The following is a 15,489-nucleotide window of genomic DNA, read 5'->3' on the forward strand; positions in this document are numbered from 1 at the left end:
GTCGAATACCGTCGATCGCATCCCGGCAGTTGAGCGCGGCGTTGACTGGAATGCTTGCGCCGCCCATCAACTGTAGAGACGGACTGCGGGGCTAAGACAGAGGCTGGCAACTCGCAAGGTAGTTGACAGCTCAGACAGGTCATCTTGTGCCGGTTGACTGCTTCCCGCGGCTAACATCGAAATGGCTTTGCCACGATGGGTTGCGGCTCGTCTACTGAGCTTCGAGGTGGGGGCTACCCACTTTTATCGATGCAACTCCGGGCTCGGCCATGTGCGGGTGGTCGACTATGAGGTAATGGCCGCAGTGGGTGCTGCGGCCATTTTTACTTGCGCTTTCTGCTTGCTGTTGTCTATTGCTTGTTGTGCCGCGCCTGATTAGATGGCTTAGTGCGGCGCGTTGGATAGTTGTTGCACGGGCTTGGCGGGCAGCTTGATCGCTCGTTTTGTAGATGGCTTTTTGTTGAGCGAAGCGTTTTCTTCTTCGAGGGGCGCTTTGACTATCTTCGATGCGTCTGCCAGCAAGTTCGCCGCCTGCTGCGCCGTGAGACGGTTGCGTGGGATACCCTTTGCGTCGAGTGCAATCACCTGGAACAACTCGCGGTCGCATTCGAGATCCTGCTGATATTGCTCGGCGGTATCCACCAGCAATTCGAGCAACGTTTGACGACGCCTTCTTTCGTCGTGCGTGAAGGCAGGATTTCTAACTATCGATGACGCAAGTGTGATCAACGTATCCAGTTGACTCAACTGCCGGTCGCATAAGTCGAATGCGGAAAGAGCGAGTTTTTCGTACTGGAGTGCGTCGACTGGTGGGCGTGAAGCGGGTTGATTTTTGACGGCCCTGGGCATGGTGCGATCTCCCTGTTGCTTCGAAGGGTCGCCCGGACACCGGCCTTTTTAGGGAGGGGTGAGCGGGCACGAAGTAGGGTTGACAGACCGGTGTTACGTCAAGCCGGCGAGCCTTGCGGCTCCCCTACCAAGGCCCGCCCATTGAAATATAGACGTGCAGAGGTAGACGCACTCTCGCCTGGGCGGGAGTGCGGACGTAACAAACAGGCTGTCAAACCTGGCCACTGGGTGTATCCCAGCGACTTCGCAATTATAAGGGAGGGAAGCTATCTCGGATTTAGACTTGAGAGATAAATGTTGGGATTGGCCGAGTGGATAAAGGCGGGGGCGGCGGTAAATTGATTGGTCGGTGCCGTGATCGTCCCCTCTCTCTCTATCGTGATCACGCGCCGCAGACATTGTTGGAACAGCCCGCGCAGATCCTGACAATCAGGACACCCCTTGCGTTACCACGCAGCGCGGCTAGACCTCAACGCCGAATCGCCCTGAGCACGACACCATCCCATCCGAACAGTACCCGGTGGTCACCCATGCGATAGACCACTGTGCAGTTCGAGCTATCGAGGACAGCCGTCCTGACGGGAAGTCCCGTATCTCCAATATCGATATTGAAGTCGTCCTTCAGACGGGACGCTGTGTCGACGACGCTGACATTAAATCCTTGATGTGGTTTGCATCGTTCCCCGGCGAACTCGATGATTCCCGGCGAAATGCGCAATACCTTACCCAGAAGCTCCTTGGCTTCAGGTATCCCGCCCGACGTGCTCGCATAGCCAACGATGTCGGTTACTGTCCATTTTCCCTGAAAGTCGCTAACCGACGCCGCCTGTGCGCTGCTCACAGACGCGAATAGGCACAGTGCCACGCCGGCGCCAAGCCGCTTCAACATTAGTGCGCTCCTTGTCGGAACGGCGCTGTTTCGCGCTGCCGGCGGTTCAGGAGCCCTTGGCTTACTCGCGGCGGCCCAGCCGGTCGCCCGTTGCGATCGCGCGGCGTAATCATGATATTGCGCAGCATGTGCTGCGAGACAGACCTCATGTCGCCATTATTGGCAGGCGCCAGCGCCTGCCGGACGTTCTGGTTGGACGAGTTGTACGCGAAGGAAACGGCGGCGTCGAATTGCGCCTGCGTCAACTCATGGTCTGTGACTATTGTTTTGACGACGCGCTCCGCTTCACGTACGCGAGTCTCAAGGATAGCGTTCACCCGTTCTGGTAGCACAGTCCTCTGCAGTTCTTCCTGCGTGCAAGGGCCAAGGTGAGCGAGCGTACCCACGCCCCAGGTACAATTGCCGTCGACTGGCGCGTCGTTGTAGTAGTGCATTCAACCCCTTCGTTAAAGCGAAGAGCCGTGTATCAAGCCGCGCTCATTCGCACTTTCTCGTTCGCCGTGTGTATCCTTCACGACGGTGCCGCCCGATTGGCAGCAGAACTCAGATCGTGCCACAACGCAGAAGTAATGATGCGGGGATCGCGCTGCCGGACCATTTCGGTATGCGCTCGAACTCCGAACGGAGACAGGCTTCAAAAGCGCGGTCGAACCCGTCGACGACTGCGAACCGTCGAGTCCGACATTCGTGGCAAAATCAAACTGTCGCTGTTAAAGCCGCTAACGACGTAAAGACCTAAAGACCTCCTGACTTGAAGAACAACGAATGACCTTCCATACCTGGTTTCTTTTCGCAACGGCATACCTCGTCACCACGATTTCACCCGGTCCCAACGTTCTACTCGTCATTCGCAACACGGTCAGGTACGGAAGCCGTGGGACGGCCCCTACTATTGCCGGGAACCTGTTAGCTCAGCTCGTCGTAGTCATTCTTGTTGCACTTGGTGTGGGCGCTGTATTGGCTGCAATGCCGCCTCTTTTCGTGGGCATGAAAATAGTGGGTGCTGTCTATCTCATGTACCTCGGTGTAAAACAGTTAAGAAAGACGGCGTCTAACGCACACCCCACGGCTAACGCGCAGTTCTTGCATACCTTGGACAAACGGAAGATTTTTCGGGAAGCGATTCTGGTTTCGGGCAGCAACCCCAAGACACTTATTTTCCTTTCGGCCTTCATGCCACAGTTCATCACGCATGACCGTCCGTTGCCCGAACAGTTCATCGTTATGTATTTGACCGTCGCTGCAATCGTGGCGCTTGTTCACACCATCTACTCGGTCAGCGTCCGTGGCATTCACAATGGCCTTGGGACAAGTCCTTGGCTAGCGGCAGTGAAACGCAGTAGCGGAGTAATCTTTTTCGCTTTGGGTATCAAGCTGTTGACGGCCAAGCGTGCTTGACGTGGACGCTGTCGACGTGTCAACAACTCGCCCCTACGTTCGAACGGCAGAAACTGGGGCGAGCGCAGCCTGATGCCAAGGAATTAGAAGAGCAGCACAGCGCGTTCGACGCACTATAACGAATATAACCACCCGTACTCCCCCGATAACCGTCTCTTCATTTAAACCTGTCGGCGTCCACGCTTTTCGGCGCAGCTCATGCCGGATCAGCGCGACAGCGAGGCGCCTCGCTCGTGCAGCCGGCCTGCGGGTTTTCATGCTTCGGTGGCCCCGGTACAACCGCGTCGACTCTTCAGCTAAAGGTATCTCTGGCGCCAATCGGCGAGGGGCTTCCGCCATCTTCTGAACCGCAATATGACTTTTTCGACACCAGGCTATGCTTGTCGCTGAAGCCTGTTTGATCGGGCTGGCACCGTCTCCGCCCTCAAAACGTCAGCTGGATAGCTCAAAAAATGAAAGATCGATCGACAGTCTTGTGCACACGGGAGGGCCGGATACTTCTGGTTGCGCGTGCCCGCTCCCGTTGGTCGCTGCCCGGCGGTACGATCAAACGGTCCGAAAGCCCTCTGGACGCAGCCCGGCGTGAGCTGGCAGAGGAGACAAATCTGCTGGCGTCCGGCTTGATTTATGTTTTCCAGTTCGGCGGCCTGAGCAAGCGACACCACGTATTCTTCATGAAGGCCACGCCAGACGCGTCCCCAACGCCCGGAAATGAGATCTCGCAATGCCGCTGGTTCAGCCCGGGCAAAATAGAAACTTTGTCTGCGAGTGTCCCGACCCGCGCAATCGTGCACCTGGCGACTCAATTCAAGGTCGTGGCAAATCTCATGGAAGCACCCTATGAACCGCTCGTATGAGTATCAAGGATTCACGCTTAAGGTGAGTGTCGAGGCTGAATTCATCTGGCAGCGAAATGCCACTCCTGCCCAGCGAGCGGGCTACATTGCGACGGTCAAGGTTTATCAGGCGAACACCGCGGTCGCATTATTCTCGCCGCTGCGGTTTGGTGATACCGCGGGTCGGCCATTCGCAACCGAAGTCGACGCCATGATGGGCGGATATAGCGCTGCGCGAAAAATCATTGACGACCTTTTCAGCCAGGAGAATCGATAGTGGCTTATCTTGAGCCGACCTTCTAGCAAAGGCCGCCGTATGTGATCGACAACCGCCGGTCTGTCACAGACGTACGATCCCCAGCTAATCGGTTGCTTGCGGGATTCGGGACCCACGTCAGCTCGCGGCAAAAACCGGGAAGCCGCTAGCCAATTGACGATCGTTGCCCGCGTGCGGATGTGGTTTGCCGTTCCCGCACATCAATGATCTAGTAGGCCGTATTTGCGGAGTTCTCTGGACAGCGCGGTGTGCCCGGTAAACACATGCCCGAGCAACCCCGCATTTCGGGCACCCGCCACATTCGCTTCAAGATCATCCACAAAGAGCGATTCCGAGGGAGCGACTCCTAACAAGTCCGTGCACTTCAGAAAAGTTTCGGGCGAAGGTTTCGCGGCATTGAAAGATGCCGACGCAAACACATTCTTGCCAAAGAGGTCCGCGACAGGTGGGCACAAGTAGCCGATATTTTCCGCTACAAGTCGAGGATTATTGGTCAGAACGGCGATCGTACACGTCCTGGATACCGCCGCTGCCAGCGCCAGTACCTCAAGGTTCGGCGACATCGATAGGCGGCGGGCCAGCAGCCAGTCGTCGACAGACACCTTGCACCCAAGTAGATCGCCTGTCTCGCGCAGATATGCGACGTCGTCGATCAATCCCGCGTCGGCTTTCGCTTCCAGTCCGGAGCCCCATATAGCGTCAGTGACTTCGTCCGATGAGCGATTGGATAGCGACGCGAGAGACCTGACACGTGCCGACCGGTCGTAGTGAACCAGCACGTCGTCCATGTCGAACAAAGCAAGCGAGATCTGCATTCTGGAAACTGGATGATTGGGAAGAAGACGTGTTGCAGCGACGTCAATGACCAAAGCTAGATGTGGCGTCGATTTTCGCCGATCCAGCCATGGTTGTCGACCGGCCGCTATTGGTCGGTCACGGTCCGATGCTTAATTGTTGAGGTGCTCACACAGAGCGTATCCCGGGCCGGACCGTAGCCGCCCCGATTCGCCACGTGGGATTTCCTTCGAGCGGCCGTTCAAGCGCTCGGGGGCAAACGCGGCGAAGTTGCGCGAAGCTTGCGTATCGCCCAATTGGCTGAGTACAGGTTCATATCGCGACGAGCATTCGGCGCCTTCTTCTCGGGTTTTCCCCGATTTCGTTGCTCGCGCATCAAATGCCAACGATTCAGATCGTTGACATCGAGCGGCCGGTTGCCGGAGTTCGCCCCTTCTCTTACTCGTCAAGCCTCAATTTCCGGCGGCGGTTCGAGCCCGTATCTATTTCGTCTTCTAACAGATTCTTAATATGCCTGTAACACAACTTACATAACCTGCACGCGAGTCAAATGCCGTCGGGTAGACCCGGCCTATAACGAGGAGAAGTTGTGAAAAATGCAGGGTTGCGCAGGGGTGCGCTCGGGATGCTGGCAAGCATCGGCGTAGTGGCAGGGTTGTCTGCCTGCGGAAGCAGCGTTGATGGGCCGAGCGGGCCGAAGGTCACCGGTCAGGTGCTCGGCAGCTATATCCAGGGTGCGGCGGTCTGCCTGGACGTGAACAACAACGGCACGTGTGACCAGGGCGAGCCTGTCGCGCGCTCGGACGCTCAAGGCAAGTTCTCGATCAGCGATACGAGCAACGGTTCCTGGAAGTATGTTGTTGCCGACCTGAATGGTGCCACGGAGAACGACGCATCCGGTAAGAACATGGGAACGACGTTCAACAGCACGGCTACGTTCCGTTCGCCGCGTGGTGTCAGCTTCGTCAGCGCGATCACCACCCAGCTTTCGCAACTGATCGACAGCGGCCTGTCGCAGTCGGATGCTCAAACGCAACTGGCGGCCAAGATCGGCACGACGTCAGACACTCTGCTGGGTGACTTCAACACCAACGGCAACGCCGTGGTGAAAGCGGCGAGCGACCAGTACATTGCTACTGTCGCATCGAACAAGGCAATCAAGCACGTCTGGGTGATCGTGCTCGAAAACAAGAGCGCGGAATCGACATACGGCACGACGGCCTCTGATTCGACCCAGGATCCGTACCTGAAGTCGCTGATGCCGCAGGGCACGTTCCTCGCGAACTACTATGGCACCGGCCACGTTTCGCTGGACAACTACATTTCGATGGTGTCGGGTCAGCCGTCGACACACGACACGGAAACGGACTGCTTCCAACTGTGGTCCGATATCGTGGATGCCGGCAACGACTCGGCGAACCCCAAGGTTCTCAAGGCGGGCACCGACGCAAACGGCCACCCGAGCGGCGGCTGCGTATTCCCGGCTCGCGTGCAGCATTTGGGCAACCAGATGGAACAAGCCAAGCTCACGTGGCGCAGCTACAACGAGGACATGGGCAACAACCTGGACCGTGACGGCACGAAGACCTGTTCGTTCCCGCGCCGTACCGCACAGCTTGCGGGCACCGACCCGATGAAGGCTGTAGACGGCACGCAGGCTGCGCAGGCTCCTTCGGCTTCGGGCGACATCGCGGGCGATGAGTACGCAACGCGGCACAATCCGTTCCCGTATTTCCATTCGACCATCGATGATCTGGCAAACTGCGACGCGCGCGTGGTCAACCTGCAAGCCAACCTGGCAACGGATCTTCAGTCGATCGATACCACGCCGAACTTCTCCTTCCTCACGCCGAACCTGTGTGACGATGGCCATGATGGTGACGGTACGGGAACTGCGGGCAAGGGCTGTGCAAACGGTCAGCCTGGCGGTTTGACTTCGATTGACGCGTTCCTGAAGAAGACGATCCCGTTGATCCAGGCTTCGCCCGCCTACAAGCAGGACGGCCTGATCATCATCACCACGGACGAAGGCGTTGTGGCCGGACTGACGCCGTCAACGCAAGTCAGTGCTGATGGCAAGACGCTTTCCTTGCTGGAGCCGGAGCAAGGCGGCCAGTGCCCTGGCTGCAATCAGCAAACGGGTCCGAACGTGACGCGTCCGGAACAGGTCACGATGTCCACGCTGCCGGTGGCCGAGGCAAGCATGCTCGGTATTAACCCGGCGACGCTGCCTACGTCCGTGCAGAACGTGTCGATTGCGTTGAACTACCTCGGCGTCGGTGGCGATCAGGTGGGTACGCTTCTGCTGTCGCCGTTCATCAAGGGCGGTCACGTGGATACCACGGGCTACAACCACTACGCGCTGCTGCATTCGCTGGAAGACAACTTCGGCATCGGCTCGTATCTCGGCTATGCCGATGATGCATCGCTCAAGCCGATCTTCACGTCGGCCAACATTGATAACCGCTGATCCTTAGTGGTTTCGTAATAGCTCTGTTGTCGTTTGCCCGGTTCGGGGTTCGAACCGGGCAGTTTCTTTTAGAGAGTCATGCGCCAATTTCCTTCAAGGGCTGTTCTCGCGACGGCCCTTTGCCTTTCCCTTCTGTCCGCATGCGGCAAAGATGCGCCCGCCGCTCAGGCAGCCCCGGTCAAAATGGCTGCGCCTGATCTGGTAGCGATCGGCAAGACCGCGTTCTTCGATCCGTCGCTATCAGCTTCCGGCAAGCAGTCGTGCGCGTCCTGTCACAGCCCTGCGAATGCCTATGGGCCGCCGAATGGTCTGGCTGTCCAGTTAGGTGGCCCAAACATGGATCGAGCCGGACTGCGCTCGGTACCGTCACTGCGTTATCTGCGTGCTGTGCCTTACTGGACGTACACGCAGGCAAATAGCCTGAAAGAGCGCCTGGAGGACGGAGATAACCAGCCCATTGGCGGATACACGTGGGATGGGCGCTACAACGCCCCCGCGCAGCAGGCTGCATTTCCCCTGCTCAATCCGGATGAAATGGCAAACACGGGTGCGGATGATGTGGCGAAGAAGTTGAGCAAAAGCGCCTACGCACAGCAGTTCCGCGAAGCCTTCGGCCAGGACGTTTTCTCGCGACCGGCAGAGGCGCTGGCCGACCTTGGAAAGGCATTGCAGGCATTCCAGTTCAATGATCCGTCGTTCGCCCCCTACTCCAGCAAGTTCGACCGCGTGCTTGACGGCAAGGATCATTTAACGCCGCAGGAAGCGCACGGATTGACGCTGTTCAGCGACCCGGACAAGGGCAACTGTGCAAGCTGCCATCTGGTCGACAAAGGCGCTCACGGCACGCATCCGGCATTGACGGATTACAACTTCCAGACGCTGGGTGTGCCACGCAATAGGGATATTCCGGCTAACCGCGACCCGAATTTCTTCGACATGGGGTTATGTGGACCGCTGCGTGAAGATCAGACGAAGCAGAAGTGGTTCTGTGGAATGTTCCGCACGCCCACGCTTCGCAACGTCGCCACGCGAGGCGCGTTCTTCCACAATGGCGTGTTCCATAATCTTGAAGATTCGATGCGCTTCTATGTTCAGCGCGACACGAACCCGAAGAAGTGGTATCCGAAAGACGCGCACGGGCACGTCGTGAAGTTTGACGACCTGCCAAAGGATCTGCGCAGTAACGTGGATATCAAGACGGAGCCGATGACGAATCACCTGGGCGGCAAACCGGTCTGGTCGGACTCGGATATTCGTGACGTGGTGGCGTTTCTGAATACGCTGACTGACGCGGACGCAAAGACGGTGCCTCGCTAAAAACGTCGCGCAGAAAGAAGAAAAGCCCGGTTAGTTTTAACCGGGCTTTTCTTGTTTTAAAGACCTGATACTACTGTGTCGTAAAGCCATGGAGCAACGCAGGCATCGCTGTAATCGCCAGGATAGGTAGGCAGCAACTCGCGAGCGCAGCGTCGATCAGGAAGTGGCAGGCCGGTCAACGTAATTTTCGGCTAAGAGAAGTAGCCGACACTGCCCATGCGGCGGTCAGATGATCGATATGAAGGCGTTTGAACCCATCGCAATTGACCATCCGGCAGGTTTGAGCGCGCGGAAGAAGTCGCTCAGCGGTGGTCCAGCTCAGGGAAAAACGCTGCGCGTCTGGATCGGCATGCTCATGCCGTTCAACACTGCGCGAGACACGCAACCATTCCTTGTTCTCGAGCGCGCCCCTCTACGCATCTGACCATCGAGCACCATGGCATTAAATCCCGAAACCATCGCTATTGTTATCCTGGCCGGCCTGTTCTGCGGTTTTCTCAACGCGGTCGCCTCTTCGGGATCTGCCGTGTCCCTTCCCGTTCTGATGTCGGTCGGTCTGCATGCTGTCGCCGCCAATGCAACCAATCGCGTTCCCGTGCTGGTAGGCGCGATAGCTGCCACGGTCGGACTTGCGCGACGCGGCGCGATCCCATGGAAACGCACGCTAACGACGGCTGGCCCGATCACACTCGGCGCGGCAGCGGGGGCGCTACTAAGCGAGCGGATTCCCGGCCACGATCTGCGGATCGTGATCGTGGCCGCTGTGAGCGTCGCGCTCGTCCTGATCCTCACCAACCTCAAGAAACTGTTGAACTCGACCACCAGCAGCAACGCGACGGTCGACTGGAAGGTGATGTTTCTGCTTTTCTGTGTCGGTGTCTGGACAGGCTTCATCGTGCTCGATGCTGGCACATACATGCTGCTCGTTCTCGTGCTGGTGGCGGACTTTGCGCTGCCGGAAGCGAACGCCCTCAGAAATGTCGCGACGGCTACTGCCACTGCAGTGGCGATGGCAATCTTCGCTGGGCATCAAAGCGTCGACTGGACAACCGGCGGCATCATGGCGCTCGGCAGCGTCGCCGGCGGTTTGTTGGGTGCGCGGCTGGCCATCTCCGACCAGGCACGGCGCTGGATTGTGGGGCTGCTCGTCGTCGTGATCGTTGGCGAGCTGGCTAACCTGTCAATACGATACTTCGCGCATTTATTCTATTGAATGAAGAGAATGAAGAGAATGAAGAGCGCGGCACGCGGACGTGCACGCGATGCCCACTACGCCCATGAATGCGAACGTATCAAGCCGCACAACGCATGTCATACGGCGCCTGTTCGACGCAGGCAGTCCCTACGCTGATCCCGCAGTCATTCTGAGCTAAGTTGCCGCCAATAGTATCGAGGTAACCGAAGTGAGACCTTCGGGACAGCCCTCCGGCACATCGACCCTTTGTGAGAAATGCATTGGGTTGTACCGCACCCCTGCATCCTGATTCAAAGAGAAAGATCATGCAAACAGAGTTCCTGCACGGCGAAAACAACGCCGCCCCAATCGACATCCCAGCCATTGGGCTCCGTCTCCAGGTACGCATTGCTCCAGACGCGACGCAAGCATTGGCCACGTTGATCGAAACAACGGACCAACCCGGATTCGGCCCCCCACAGCATAGGCATGAGGTTGAGACGGAAGTCTTTCATGTTGTGCAGGGACGCTATCTCTTCGACGTGGACGGAAAGCAGACCATCGTGAGCGAAGGCGAAACGATAGTCGCGAAACAGGGCACTACGCATCGCTTCATCAATATCGACGATCAACCGTCGCGGCTACTGGTTCTGATAACGCCAGGCTGGGATGCAACGGATTTTTTTAGCGAACTCCGGGACGTGATGGCGAACGGTTTGCCGGATCCGCGGGTACTGAAAGCATTCGGCGACAAATGGCGCATCGATTTCGTCGGCCCCCCGCTGACCCAACCCGCCGAACTTGCGCCCGACGCGTTGAGCGCATAACACCGTCGACTGTCAGGGGGCATGGCGATCAGGTCAGCTTCGAATGGCCGGTTGTGGCCCGACCGCCGCCCCTCATGCAACCGGCATATCGCCACCCGGAGTGGCCGGTTAGTTTCCTTCTACAAGCGCCTGTTGTGACGTTGCGACGAGACGATCAGGTACAGGCGCGGCGGGTTGCAATGGCGGCTGGCAAAAGCGTCTGCGATAGTCAGAAGGCGTTAAGCCCATGACCTTGCGGAACACGCGACGAAACCCGGCGACGTCGCCATAGCCCAGACTCCAGGAAATCTCTTCAATGGTCGTCTGCGAAAACTCCAACATTTCGCGTGCGCGAGTAATCCGCAGCCGCTGCTGATACTCGCTCGGCTTCATGCCGGTCGCCGCAACAAAACGACGCAAAAACGTCCGTTGTTCAAGATCTGCGCGCTGAGCCAGATCAGCGACGCTGACGGCCCGCTCGCGTTGCGTGAGAAGCCATAGCTGCGCTTTCAATATCGCTTTGTCGCCGTGTTTCGTTTTCGGATCGAATTCGCTATAGAAGCGCTGTTCGCGTCCGGGAGGGTCAACGAGCATGAAACGCGCTGTTTCGAGCATCACTGCGGTTCCCAGAAACCGCTCGGTGAGCCTGAGCCCGAGGTCCGCCCAGGCGAGCACTCCCCCGGCGGTGACGACGTCGCCATAGTCAATGACCATGTGATCGGTTTCCGTTAGCACGTCGGGAAACTGGTCCGCGAATACTTCATTGAACGACCAGTGGGTCGTCGCCTGCCGCCCGGCGAGCAGCCCCGTTCTTGCCAGGATGAAGACGCCACCGCATACAGCGGCGAGAACTACGCCGTCGGCGTGTTTTTCACGAAGCCATTCCAGTAGCGGGCTTACTTTTTCGGTCCTGTCTGGCGCTTGCACGTTTCCAGGGATGACGAGTAAGGACAGCTTGTGAGACGAGCCAGGGCAGCTGTCATATTCACAGCGGACCTCAGCCGCGTCGTCGTCCGCTCGCCAACGCGTAATGCGGACCGCCGAGCGCGCAGCGTCGCCATACCGCTTTGCCGCAAACCCGCCCGCATAGCTGAACAGGTCGGTCAGTCCATAAATACCCGTGTTTGAAGAGCCCGCATCACAAGCAAGTCCAATCTCGATCTGCGGGACGGAAGCCGGTGCCGTTTTTGCCATGTTTTTTGTCACTTTCGTCCGTTGTGGTGTTAAAGCACGCCGAATACGCTGATGACGGCAGACCAGATTTCAAATAGAAGACGGACGTGTGGGTCCGGGAGCAGCCGCGCCCGGTTTTATTCGGCCAGCCGCTGTGTTCCCGATTTTCCACTTATTGCTGACTTACCGGCTTCCTGAAGCAGTGTCTGCGCTCGTAGAACAGTTATTCCTTCGTCAAAACCGACCCTAGAGGATACGAGATGCAAGCGAGTACTGGAAGTTCAACCATCACGACCGCAGACGGAACCCAAATTTTCTATAAGGACTGGGGCACAGGAGAACCCTTGGTCTTTCATCACGGGTGGCCGCTTTCCGCAGACGATTGGGATGCGCAGCTCATGTTTTTCCTGGATCAGGGATACCGCGTGATCGCTCATGATCGCCGTGGTCACGGGCGCTCCACCCAGACCGTGCGCGGCAACGACATGGACACCTATGCAGCCGATGTCGCAGAACTCGTCAAGGCGCTCGATCTGAAGAATGCGGTGCACATCGGTCATTCCACCGGTGGGGGCGAAGTAACACGATATGTCGCCCGGCATGGCACCGGAAACGGACGTGTGGCGAAAGCGGTGCTCATTAGCGCGATTCCGCCACTCTTCATTCAATCGGAAAAGAACCCGGACGGCGTTCCAAGGAAAGTCGTTGACGAGATACGCAACGGCACAGCCAATCATCGGTCGCAGTTCTATCAGGACATTACGATTCCGTTCTATGGCTTCAACCGGCCCGGCGCGACGGTATCCGAAGGGATTCGCGAGAACTGGTGGCGGCAGGGCATGATGGGCGGCATTAAGGCCCAATATGATTGCGTCCAGGTACTGTCAGAAACCGAGTTTTACGACGATCTGGCGATAATCGATGTTCCAGTACTCGTGATGCATGGCGAGGATGATCAGATCTGTCCTTTCCCCACCACGGGTGCAAAGTCGGTCAAGCTTCTGAAGAACGGGACGCTTAAATCGTATCCTGGGCTGCCGCACGGAATGCCGACCACGCATGCGGAGCTGATAAACGCCGACTTGCTGGCCTTCATCAAGTCCTGATTCGTCATATCCGCAAGGGGATGCCTGGACCATCGTTCAGGCATTATTTCGACGGGCCCGGCCCACGACCAGGTTAGCCGACTGCTACCGGTCCAAACACTCGGCGGACGAGGTCCACAGAGAACCTGTCCAATTACCTGTCACCGAAACGGAATCATTGTCAGCAACTGCGCAATCCCTGTGTGCGGTTCCGTTTGCTGGCGCCGTCGGCTGCCTGACGGGATAAACCAGAGAAGACCAAGAACGTGGCGCCTGCCTGGAACACCGGATGACGCGCAGTTCGCCAGGCAACGCGGCACCTAATCCGCGATTCGAATTGCCATGCAGACTGGCGACGAAGAGGCAGGCCGCTCGCGATTTCCTCGCAAGCTTCCCGCCTCGTATCTGCGCGATTAATGCCCTCCTCTACCGCAATCTGAGCAGAACCGCGCTTGCAGCAGGAACCTTGACCGTGTAGTTGCCATCGCGATCCGGAACCAGCGGCGCGTACGATTCCGGCTTCCAGCTTCCGTCCACGTTGATCGGCTGATTATTCAGCACGGAATTCTGCAGTCCTTGCAGGCCCGCCGTCGTACCCGTGGGAGACACGACTCCGCTCGTCAGGCGAATATAGTCCGCGCTGCTCGACGAGACGCCCGGATTGATCACCGCCTTGATCGATTGCGCCGAGTCTTTGTTGATCACCACGATCGCTTCAACCTCTGCTGGCGATTGCGTCGAAGCGGACGGATCGCGGTTGGGCACAGCCGCAAAAGCAACCACACCGAGCCCGTCCGGTACCGACACATTGACGCTTTGCGGCGCCAACACCGAAGCACCCTGCGAATTGGTATCCGCTTGCAGCGCGAGTGAGAAGAACTTCATTCCATAGAAAACCGGCATGACCTTCGTCACTTGTCCCGCCGCAATCTGGATCGGCGTATAGGCATTGTCGAACGTCCCGTTGAGGTTCGAATCCAGTTGCTCCGGATTGGTATCGTCCTGAACATGGAAATTGATGCCGCGCGCACCTTGCTGGGCGACGCAAAACATATATTGGAGTGCCCACAACGAGGCCGCATGGCTATCGCTTACACCCGCGCGGCCACCGCTATAAAAGCTATTCGTTTCGTCGATCCGCCAGCCGTCGATTGTGGGCAGTTGTTTGCTCTCCTGCTCGAGACTCTGCCAGGTCGACTGCAAAGAAGTACTGCAAGCCCCCGCAAGCATGCTGCTGATCGTCGAACTAGTCGACTGGCCACTTCCCAGGTAAGAGTGCGAGGTGATCTGGCTGACGAGGGGCCCGGCCGTTGGATCGCTGAGTACCGCCTGGATGAGGGACGAATTCAGCCCCGATGCCTCGGGCCCCACGAATTTCAACGGAGCGAGCGAGCCGGTTCGGCTTGTGTTGATCGCGGAGACATAATTCAGCCAGTCCGGTATGTAATAGGACGCTTGCAGGCCTTGGTGGTCAGGCTCATTGCCAATTGCAATTCCATACAAGGAACTGCCCATGGCGCCCGCTGCGTAATTCGCTTCCTGCACGTCCGCGGCGATGTCGTTGGCGTAAGACGGCGACGTGAACGTTTTGGCGTTCGAATCCGACATGAAGAAGTTATATGACCCCGGTACGGCATAGGTGACATTCCAGCCGGTCTTGTGAATCATCTGCGCGAGCGCGTCGATATCAGATGGGGCGATCTTGCCGCCCACGGACGGTTGACCGTTAACCAATGGGCCGCGGTTCTGTATGTCTCCGATCTTGTCGCCGTCTCCCCCCGGGCCGTTTGGATCCCACGTTGCGTAGGAAAGCGAATTGGCGCCAATCCGGAAATTGCCCTGCAAGCTGAGTGAATTGAGAAGCTTATAAAGATTGTTGCCGCCATCCTGCGGATTCGTTACATGAAAGAGCGGAGAATACAGCACCGATTTTTCCCAACTCAGCCCAATAAAATTAGGGGAAACGGGCGTGGCACTTGAAGGCGACGTTACGGTGACCGTTACCGTGGCGAGCGAACTGTCGGGAATCTGGTTGGCGTTATCTGGTGCGAATGCAGCCGTGGGTGTGGCCGCAGGCGCGCTGGCGGAGCCCGGCGCCGAAGCGGAAACAGGTGCCGAAGACGATGACGCCGATGGCGTCGAGTCTGTGCTGCCACCACAGGCCGACAGGCCCATGCAAGGAGCAATCGCCCAGGCCACCAAGGTTAGTTTTGAATCGCGGATATTCAACATGAATTACCTTTCTTATCAGGTAGGTATCGATGTAGAAACTCGACTTAAACGACACCAGAACATTCGCCAGATCAGGTCCGGAATGTTCGCTACCGAAGGTTCGACATGGACCTCGATAAAGCAATTCAGACGCGGGGCACGCGCGAGGAACGCGTCGTCCAACCCCGGTCATCCGCGAGGCTTCCGGG

At 57.8% G+C, this 15,489-nt stretch carries 15 protein-coding genes; 9 read left to right on the forward strand and 6 right to left on the reverse strand.

Annotated features, from left to right (window positions below; all coding sequences use genetic code 11):
- Positions 1-384 precede the first annotated feature (384 nt).
- The 3 genes from LMG28727_RS10725 to LMG28727_RS10735 all read right to left on the reverse strand — a co-directional run bounded on the left by LMG28727_RS10725 (position 385) and on the right by LMG28727_RS10735 (position 2,172).
- Positions 385-849, reverse strand: a complete 465-nt coding sequence (locus tag LMG28727_RS10725) for a hypothetical protein (protein WP_201642276.1) — start codon at positions 847-849, stop codon at positions 385-387.
- A 469-nt stretch (positions 850-1,318) separates the two neighbouring features.
- Positions 1,319-1,738 carry a hypothetical protein gene (locus LMG28727_RS10730; protein WP_236591699.1) on the reverse strand — a complete coding sequence of 140 codons (420 nt, stop codon included), beginning with the start codon at positions 1,736-1,738 and terminating at the stop codon, positions 1,319-1,321.
- Positions 1,738-2,172, reverse strand: a complete 435-nt coding sequence (locus LMG28727_RS10735) for a lysozyme (protein ID WP_328810524.1) — start codon at positions 2,170-2,172, stop codon at positions 1,738-1,740. Before LMG28727_RS10735 ends, LMG28727_RS10730 begins: the two co-directional genes overlap by 1 nt.
- 331 nt (positions 2,173-2,503) lie before the next feature.
- On the opposite strand from LMG28727_RS10735, the gene LMG28727_RS10740 reads away from it, so the two are divergent.
- The 3 genes from LMG28727_RS10740 to LMG28727_RS10750 all read left to right on the forward strand — a co-directional run bounded on the left by LMG28727_RS10740 (position 2,504) and on the right by LMG28727_RS10750 (position 4,249).
- Positions 2,504-3,136: a LysE family translocator gene (locus LMG28727_RS10740; RefSeq protein WP_201642277.1), complete on the forward strand. Its 633-nt coding sequence runs from the start codon at positions 2,504-2,506 to the stop codon at positions 3,134-3,136.
- Between the two features lie 452 nt (positions 3,137-3,588).
- Complete coding sequence (locus LMG28727_RS10745) at positions 3,589-3,993, forward strand: NUDIX hydrolase (protein WP_201642278.1); 405 nt, start codon at positions 3,589-3,591, stop codon at positions 3,991-3,993.
- Positions 3,977-4,249: a hypothetical protein gene (locus LMG28727_RS10750; RefSeq protein WP_201642279.1), complete on the forward strand. Its 273-nt coding sequence runs from the start codon at positions 3,977-3,979 to the stop codon at positions 4,247-4,249. The genes LMG28727_RS10745 and LMG28727_RS10750 overlap by 17 nt, the downstream gene beginning before the upstream one ends.
- Positions 4,250-4,449: 200 nt before the next feature.
- Here the strand turns inward: LMG28727_RS10750 and LMG28727_RS10755 are convergent, their stop codons facing one another.
- Positions 4,450-5,064: an HAD family hydrolase gene (locus LMG28727_RS10755; RefSeq protein WP_201642280.1), complete on the reverse strand. Its 615-nt coding sequence runs from the start codon at positions 5,062-5,064 to the stop codon at positions 4,450-4,452.
- Between the two features lie 569 nt (positions 5,065-5,633).
- On the opposite strand from LMG28727_RS10755, the gene LMG28727_RS10760 reads away from it, so the two are divergent.
- From LMG28727_RS10760 to LMG28727_RS10780, 5 genes are all read left to right on the forward strand, one after another.
- The gene (locus tag LMG28727_RS10760) at positions 5,634-7,514 is read left to right on the forward strand and encodes an alkaline phosphatase family protein (protein ID WP_201642281.1); all 1,881 of its coding nucleotides are present in this window, start codon (positions 5,634-5,636) and stop codon (positions 7,512-7,514) included.
- A gap of 183 nt (positions 7,515-7,697) precedes the next feature.
- Entirely contained in the window at positions 7,698-8,831 is a 1,134-nt protein-coding gene (locus tag LMG28727_RS10765; RefSeq protein WP_236591700.1) for a cytochrome-c peroxidase, read from the forward strand.
- A 229-nt stretch (positions 8,832-9,060) separates the two neighbouring features.
- Positions 9,061-9,255: a hypothetical protein gene (locus tag LMG28727_RS10770; RefSeq protein WP_201642283.1), complete on the forward strand. Its 195-nt coding sequence runs from the start codon at positions 9,061-9,063 to the stop codon at positions 9,253-9,255.
- Positions 9,256-9,267: 12 nt separating this feature from the next.
- Entirely contained in the window at positions 9,268-10,044 is a 777-nt protein-coding gene (locus LMG28727_RS10775) for a sulfite exporter TauE/SafE family protein (RefSeq protein ID WP_201642284.1), read from the forward strand.
- Positions 10,045-10,274: 230 nt separating this feature from the next.
- On the forward strand, positions 10,275-10,832 hold the full coding sequence (locus LMG28727_RS10780; protein ID WP_236591701.1) for a cupin domain-containing protein: 558 nt from the start codon (positions 10,275-10,277) through the stop codon (positions 10,830-10,832).
- A gap of 108 nt (positions 10,833-10,940) precedes the next feature.
- Here LMG28727_RS10780 and LMG28727_RS10785 read toward each other — a convergent pair whose 3' ends face one another.
- The gene (locus LMG28727_RS10785; protein WP_201642285.1) at positions 10,941-12,005 is read right to left on the reverse strand and encodes a GlxA family transcriptional regulator; all 1,065 of its coding nucleotides are present in this window, start codon (positions 12,003-12,005) and stop codon (positions 10,941-10,943) included.
- Between the two features lie 239 nt (positions 12,006-12,244).
- On the opposite strand from LMG28727_RS10785, the gene LMG28727_RS10790 reads away from it, so the two are divergent.
- A complete protein-coding gene (locus LMG28727_RS10790; RefSeq protein ID WP_201642286.1) occupies positions 12,245-13,090 on the forward strand; it encodes an alpha/beta fold hydrolase in 846 nt (281 codons plus the stop codon).
- Positions 13,091-13,495: 405 nt separating this feature from the next.
- On the opposite strand, the gene LMG28727_RS10795 is transcribed toward LMG28727_RS10790, so the two are convergent.
- Positions 13,496-15,301 (reverse strand): hypothetical protein, encoded by a 1,806-nt coding sequence (locus tag LMG28727_RS10795; RefSeq protein WP_201642287.1) that lies wholly within the window; start codon positions 15,299-15,301, stop codon positions 13,496-13,498.
- Positions 15,302-15,489: the final 188 nt, after the last annotated feature.

The organism is Paraburkholderia metrosideri, from assembly GCF_904848625.1.
Lineage (GTDB): Bacteria > Pseudomonadota > Gammaproteobacteria > Burkholderiales > Burkholderiaceae > Paraburkholderia > Paraburkholderia metrosideri.

What these genes read in the sequence shown, in the direction of transcription:
- LMG28727_RS10725 (WP_201642276.1), bottom strand. Translation starts at nt 849, where the DNA reads ATGCCCAGGGCCGTCAAAAATCAACCCGCTTCACGCCCACCAGTCGAC.
- LMG28727_RS10730 (WP_236591699.1), bottom strand. Translation starts at nt 1,738, where the DNA reads ATGTTGAAGCGGCTTGGCGCCGGCGTGGCACTGTGCCTATTCGCGTCT.
- LMG28727_RS10735 (WP_328810524.1), bottom strand. Translation starts at nt 2,172, where the DNA reads ATGCACTACTACAACGACGCGCCAGTCGACGGCAATTGTACCTGGGGC.
- LMG28727_RS10740 (WP_201642277.1), top strand. Translation starts at nt 2,504, where the DNA reads ATGACCTTCCATACCTGGTTTCTTTTCGCAACGGCATACCTCGTCACC.
- LMG28727_RS10745 (WP_201642278.1), top strand. Translation starts at nt 3,589, where the DNA reads ATGAAAGATCGATCGACAGTCTTGTGCACACGGGAGGGCCGGATACTT.
- LMG28727_RS10750 (WP_201642279.1), top strand. Translation starts at nt 3,977, where the DNA reads ATGAACCGCTCGTATGAGTATCAAGGATTCACGCTTAAGGTGAGTGTC.
- LMG28727_RS10755 (WP_201642280.1), bottom strand. Translation starts at nt 5,064, where the DNA reads ATGCAGATCTCGCTTGCTTTGTTCGACATGGACGACGTGCTGGTTCAC.
- LMG28727_RS10765 (WP_236591700.1), top strand. Translation starts at nt 7,698, where the DNA reads ATGGCTGCGCCTGATCTGGTAGCGATCGGCAAGACCGCGTTCTTCGAT.
- LMG28727_RS10770 (WP_201642283.1), top strand. Translation starts at nt 9,061, where the DNA reads ATGATCGATATGAAGGCGTTTGAACCCATCGCAATTGACCATCCGGCA.
- LMG28727_RS10775 (WP_201642284.1), top strand. Translation starts at nt 9,268, where the DNA reads ATGGCATTAAATCCCGAAACCATCGCTATTGTTATCCTGGCCGGCCTG.
- LMG28727_RS10785 (WP_201642285.1), bottom strand. Translation starts at nt 12,005, where the DNA reads ATGGCAAAAACGGCACCGGCTTCCGTCCCGCAGATCGAGATTGGACTT.
- LMG28727_RS10790 (WP_201642286.1), top strand. Translation starts at nt 12,245, where the DNA reads ATGCAAGCGAGTACTGGAAGTTCAACCATCACGACCGCAGACGGAACC.
- LMG28727_RS10795 (WP_201642287.1), bottom strand. Translation starts at nt 15,301, where the DNA reads ATGTTGAATATCCGCGATTCAAAACTAACCTTGGTGGCCTGGGCGATT.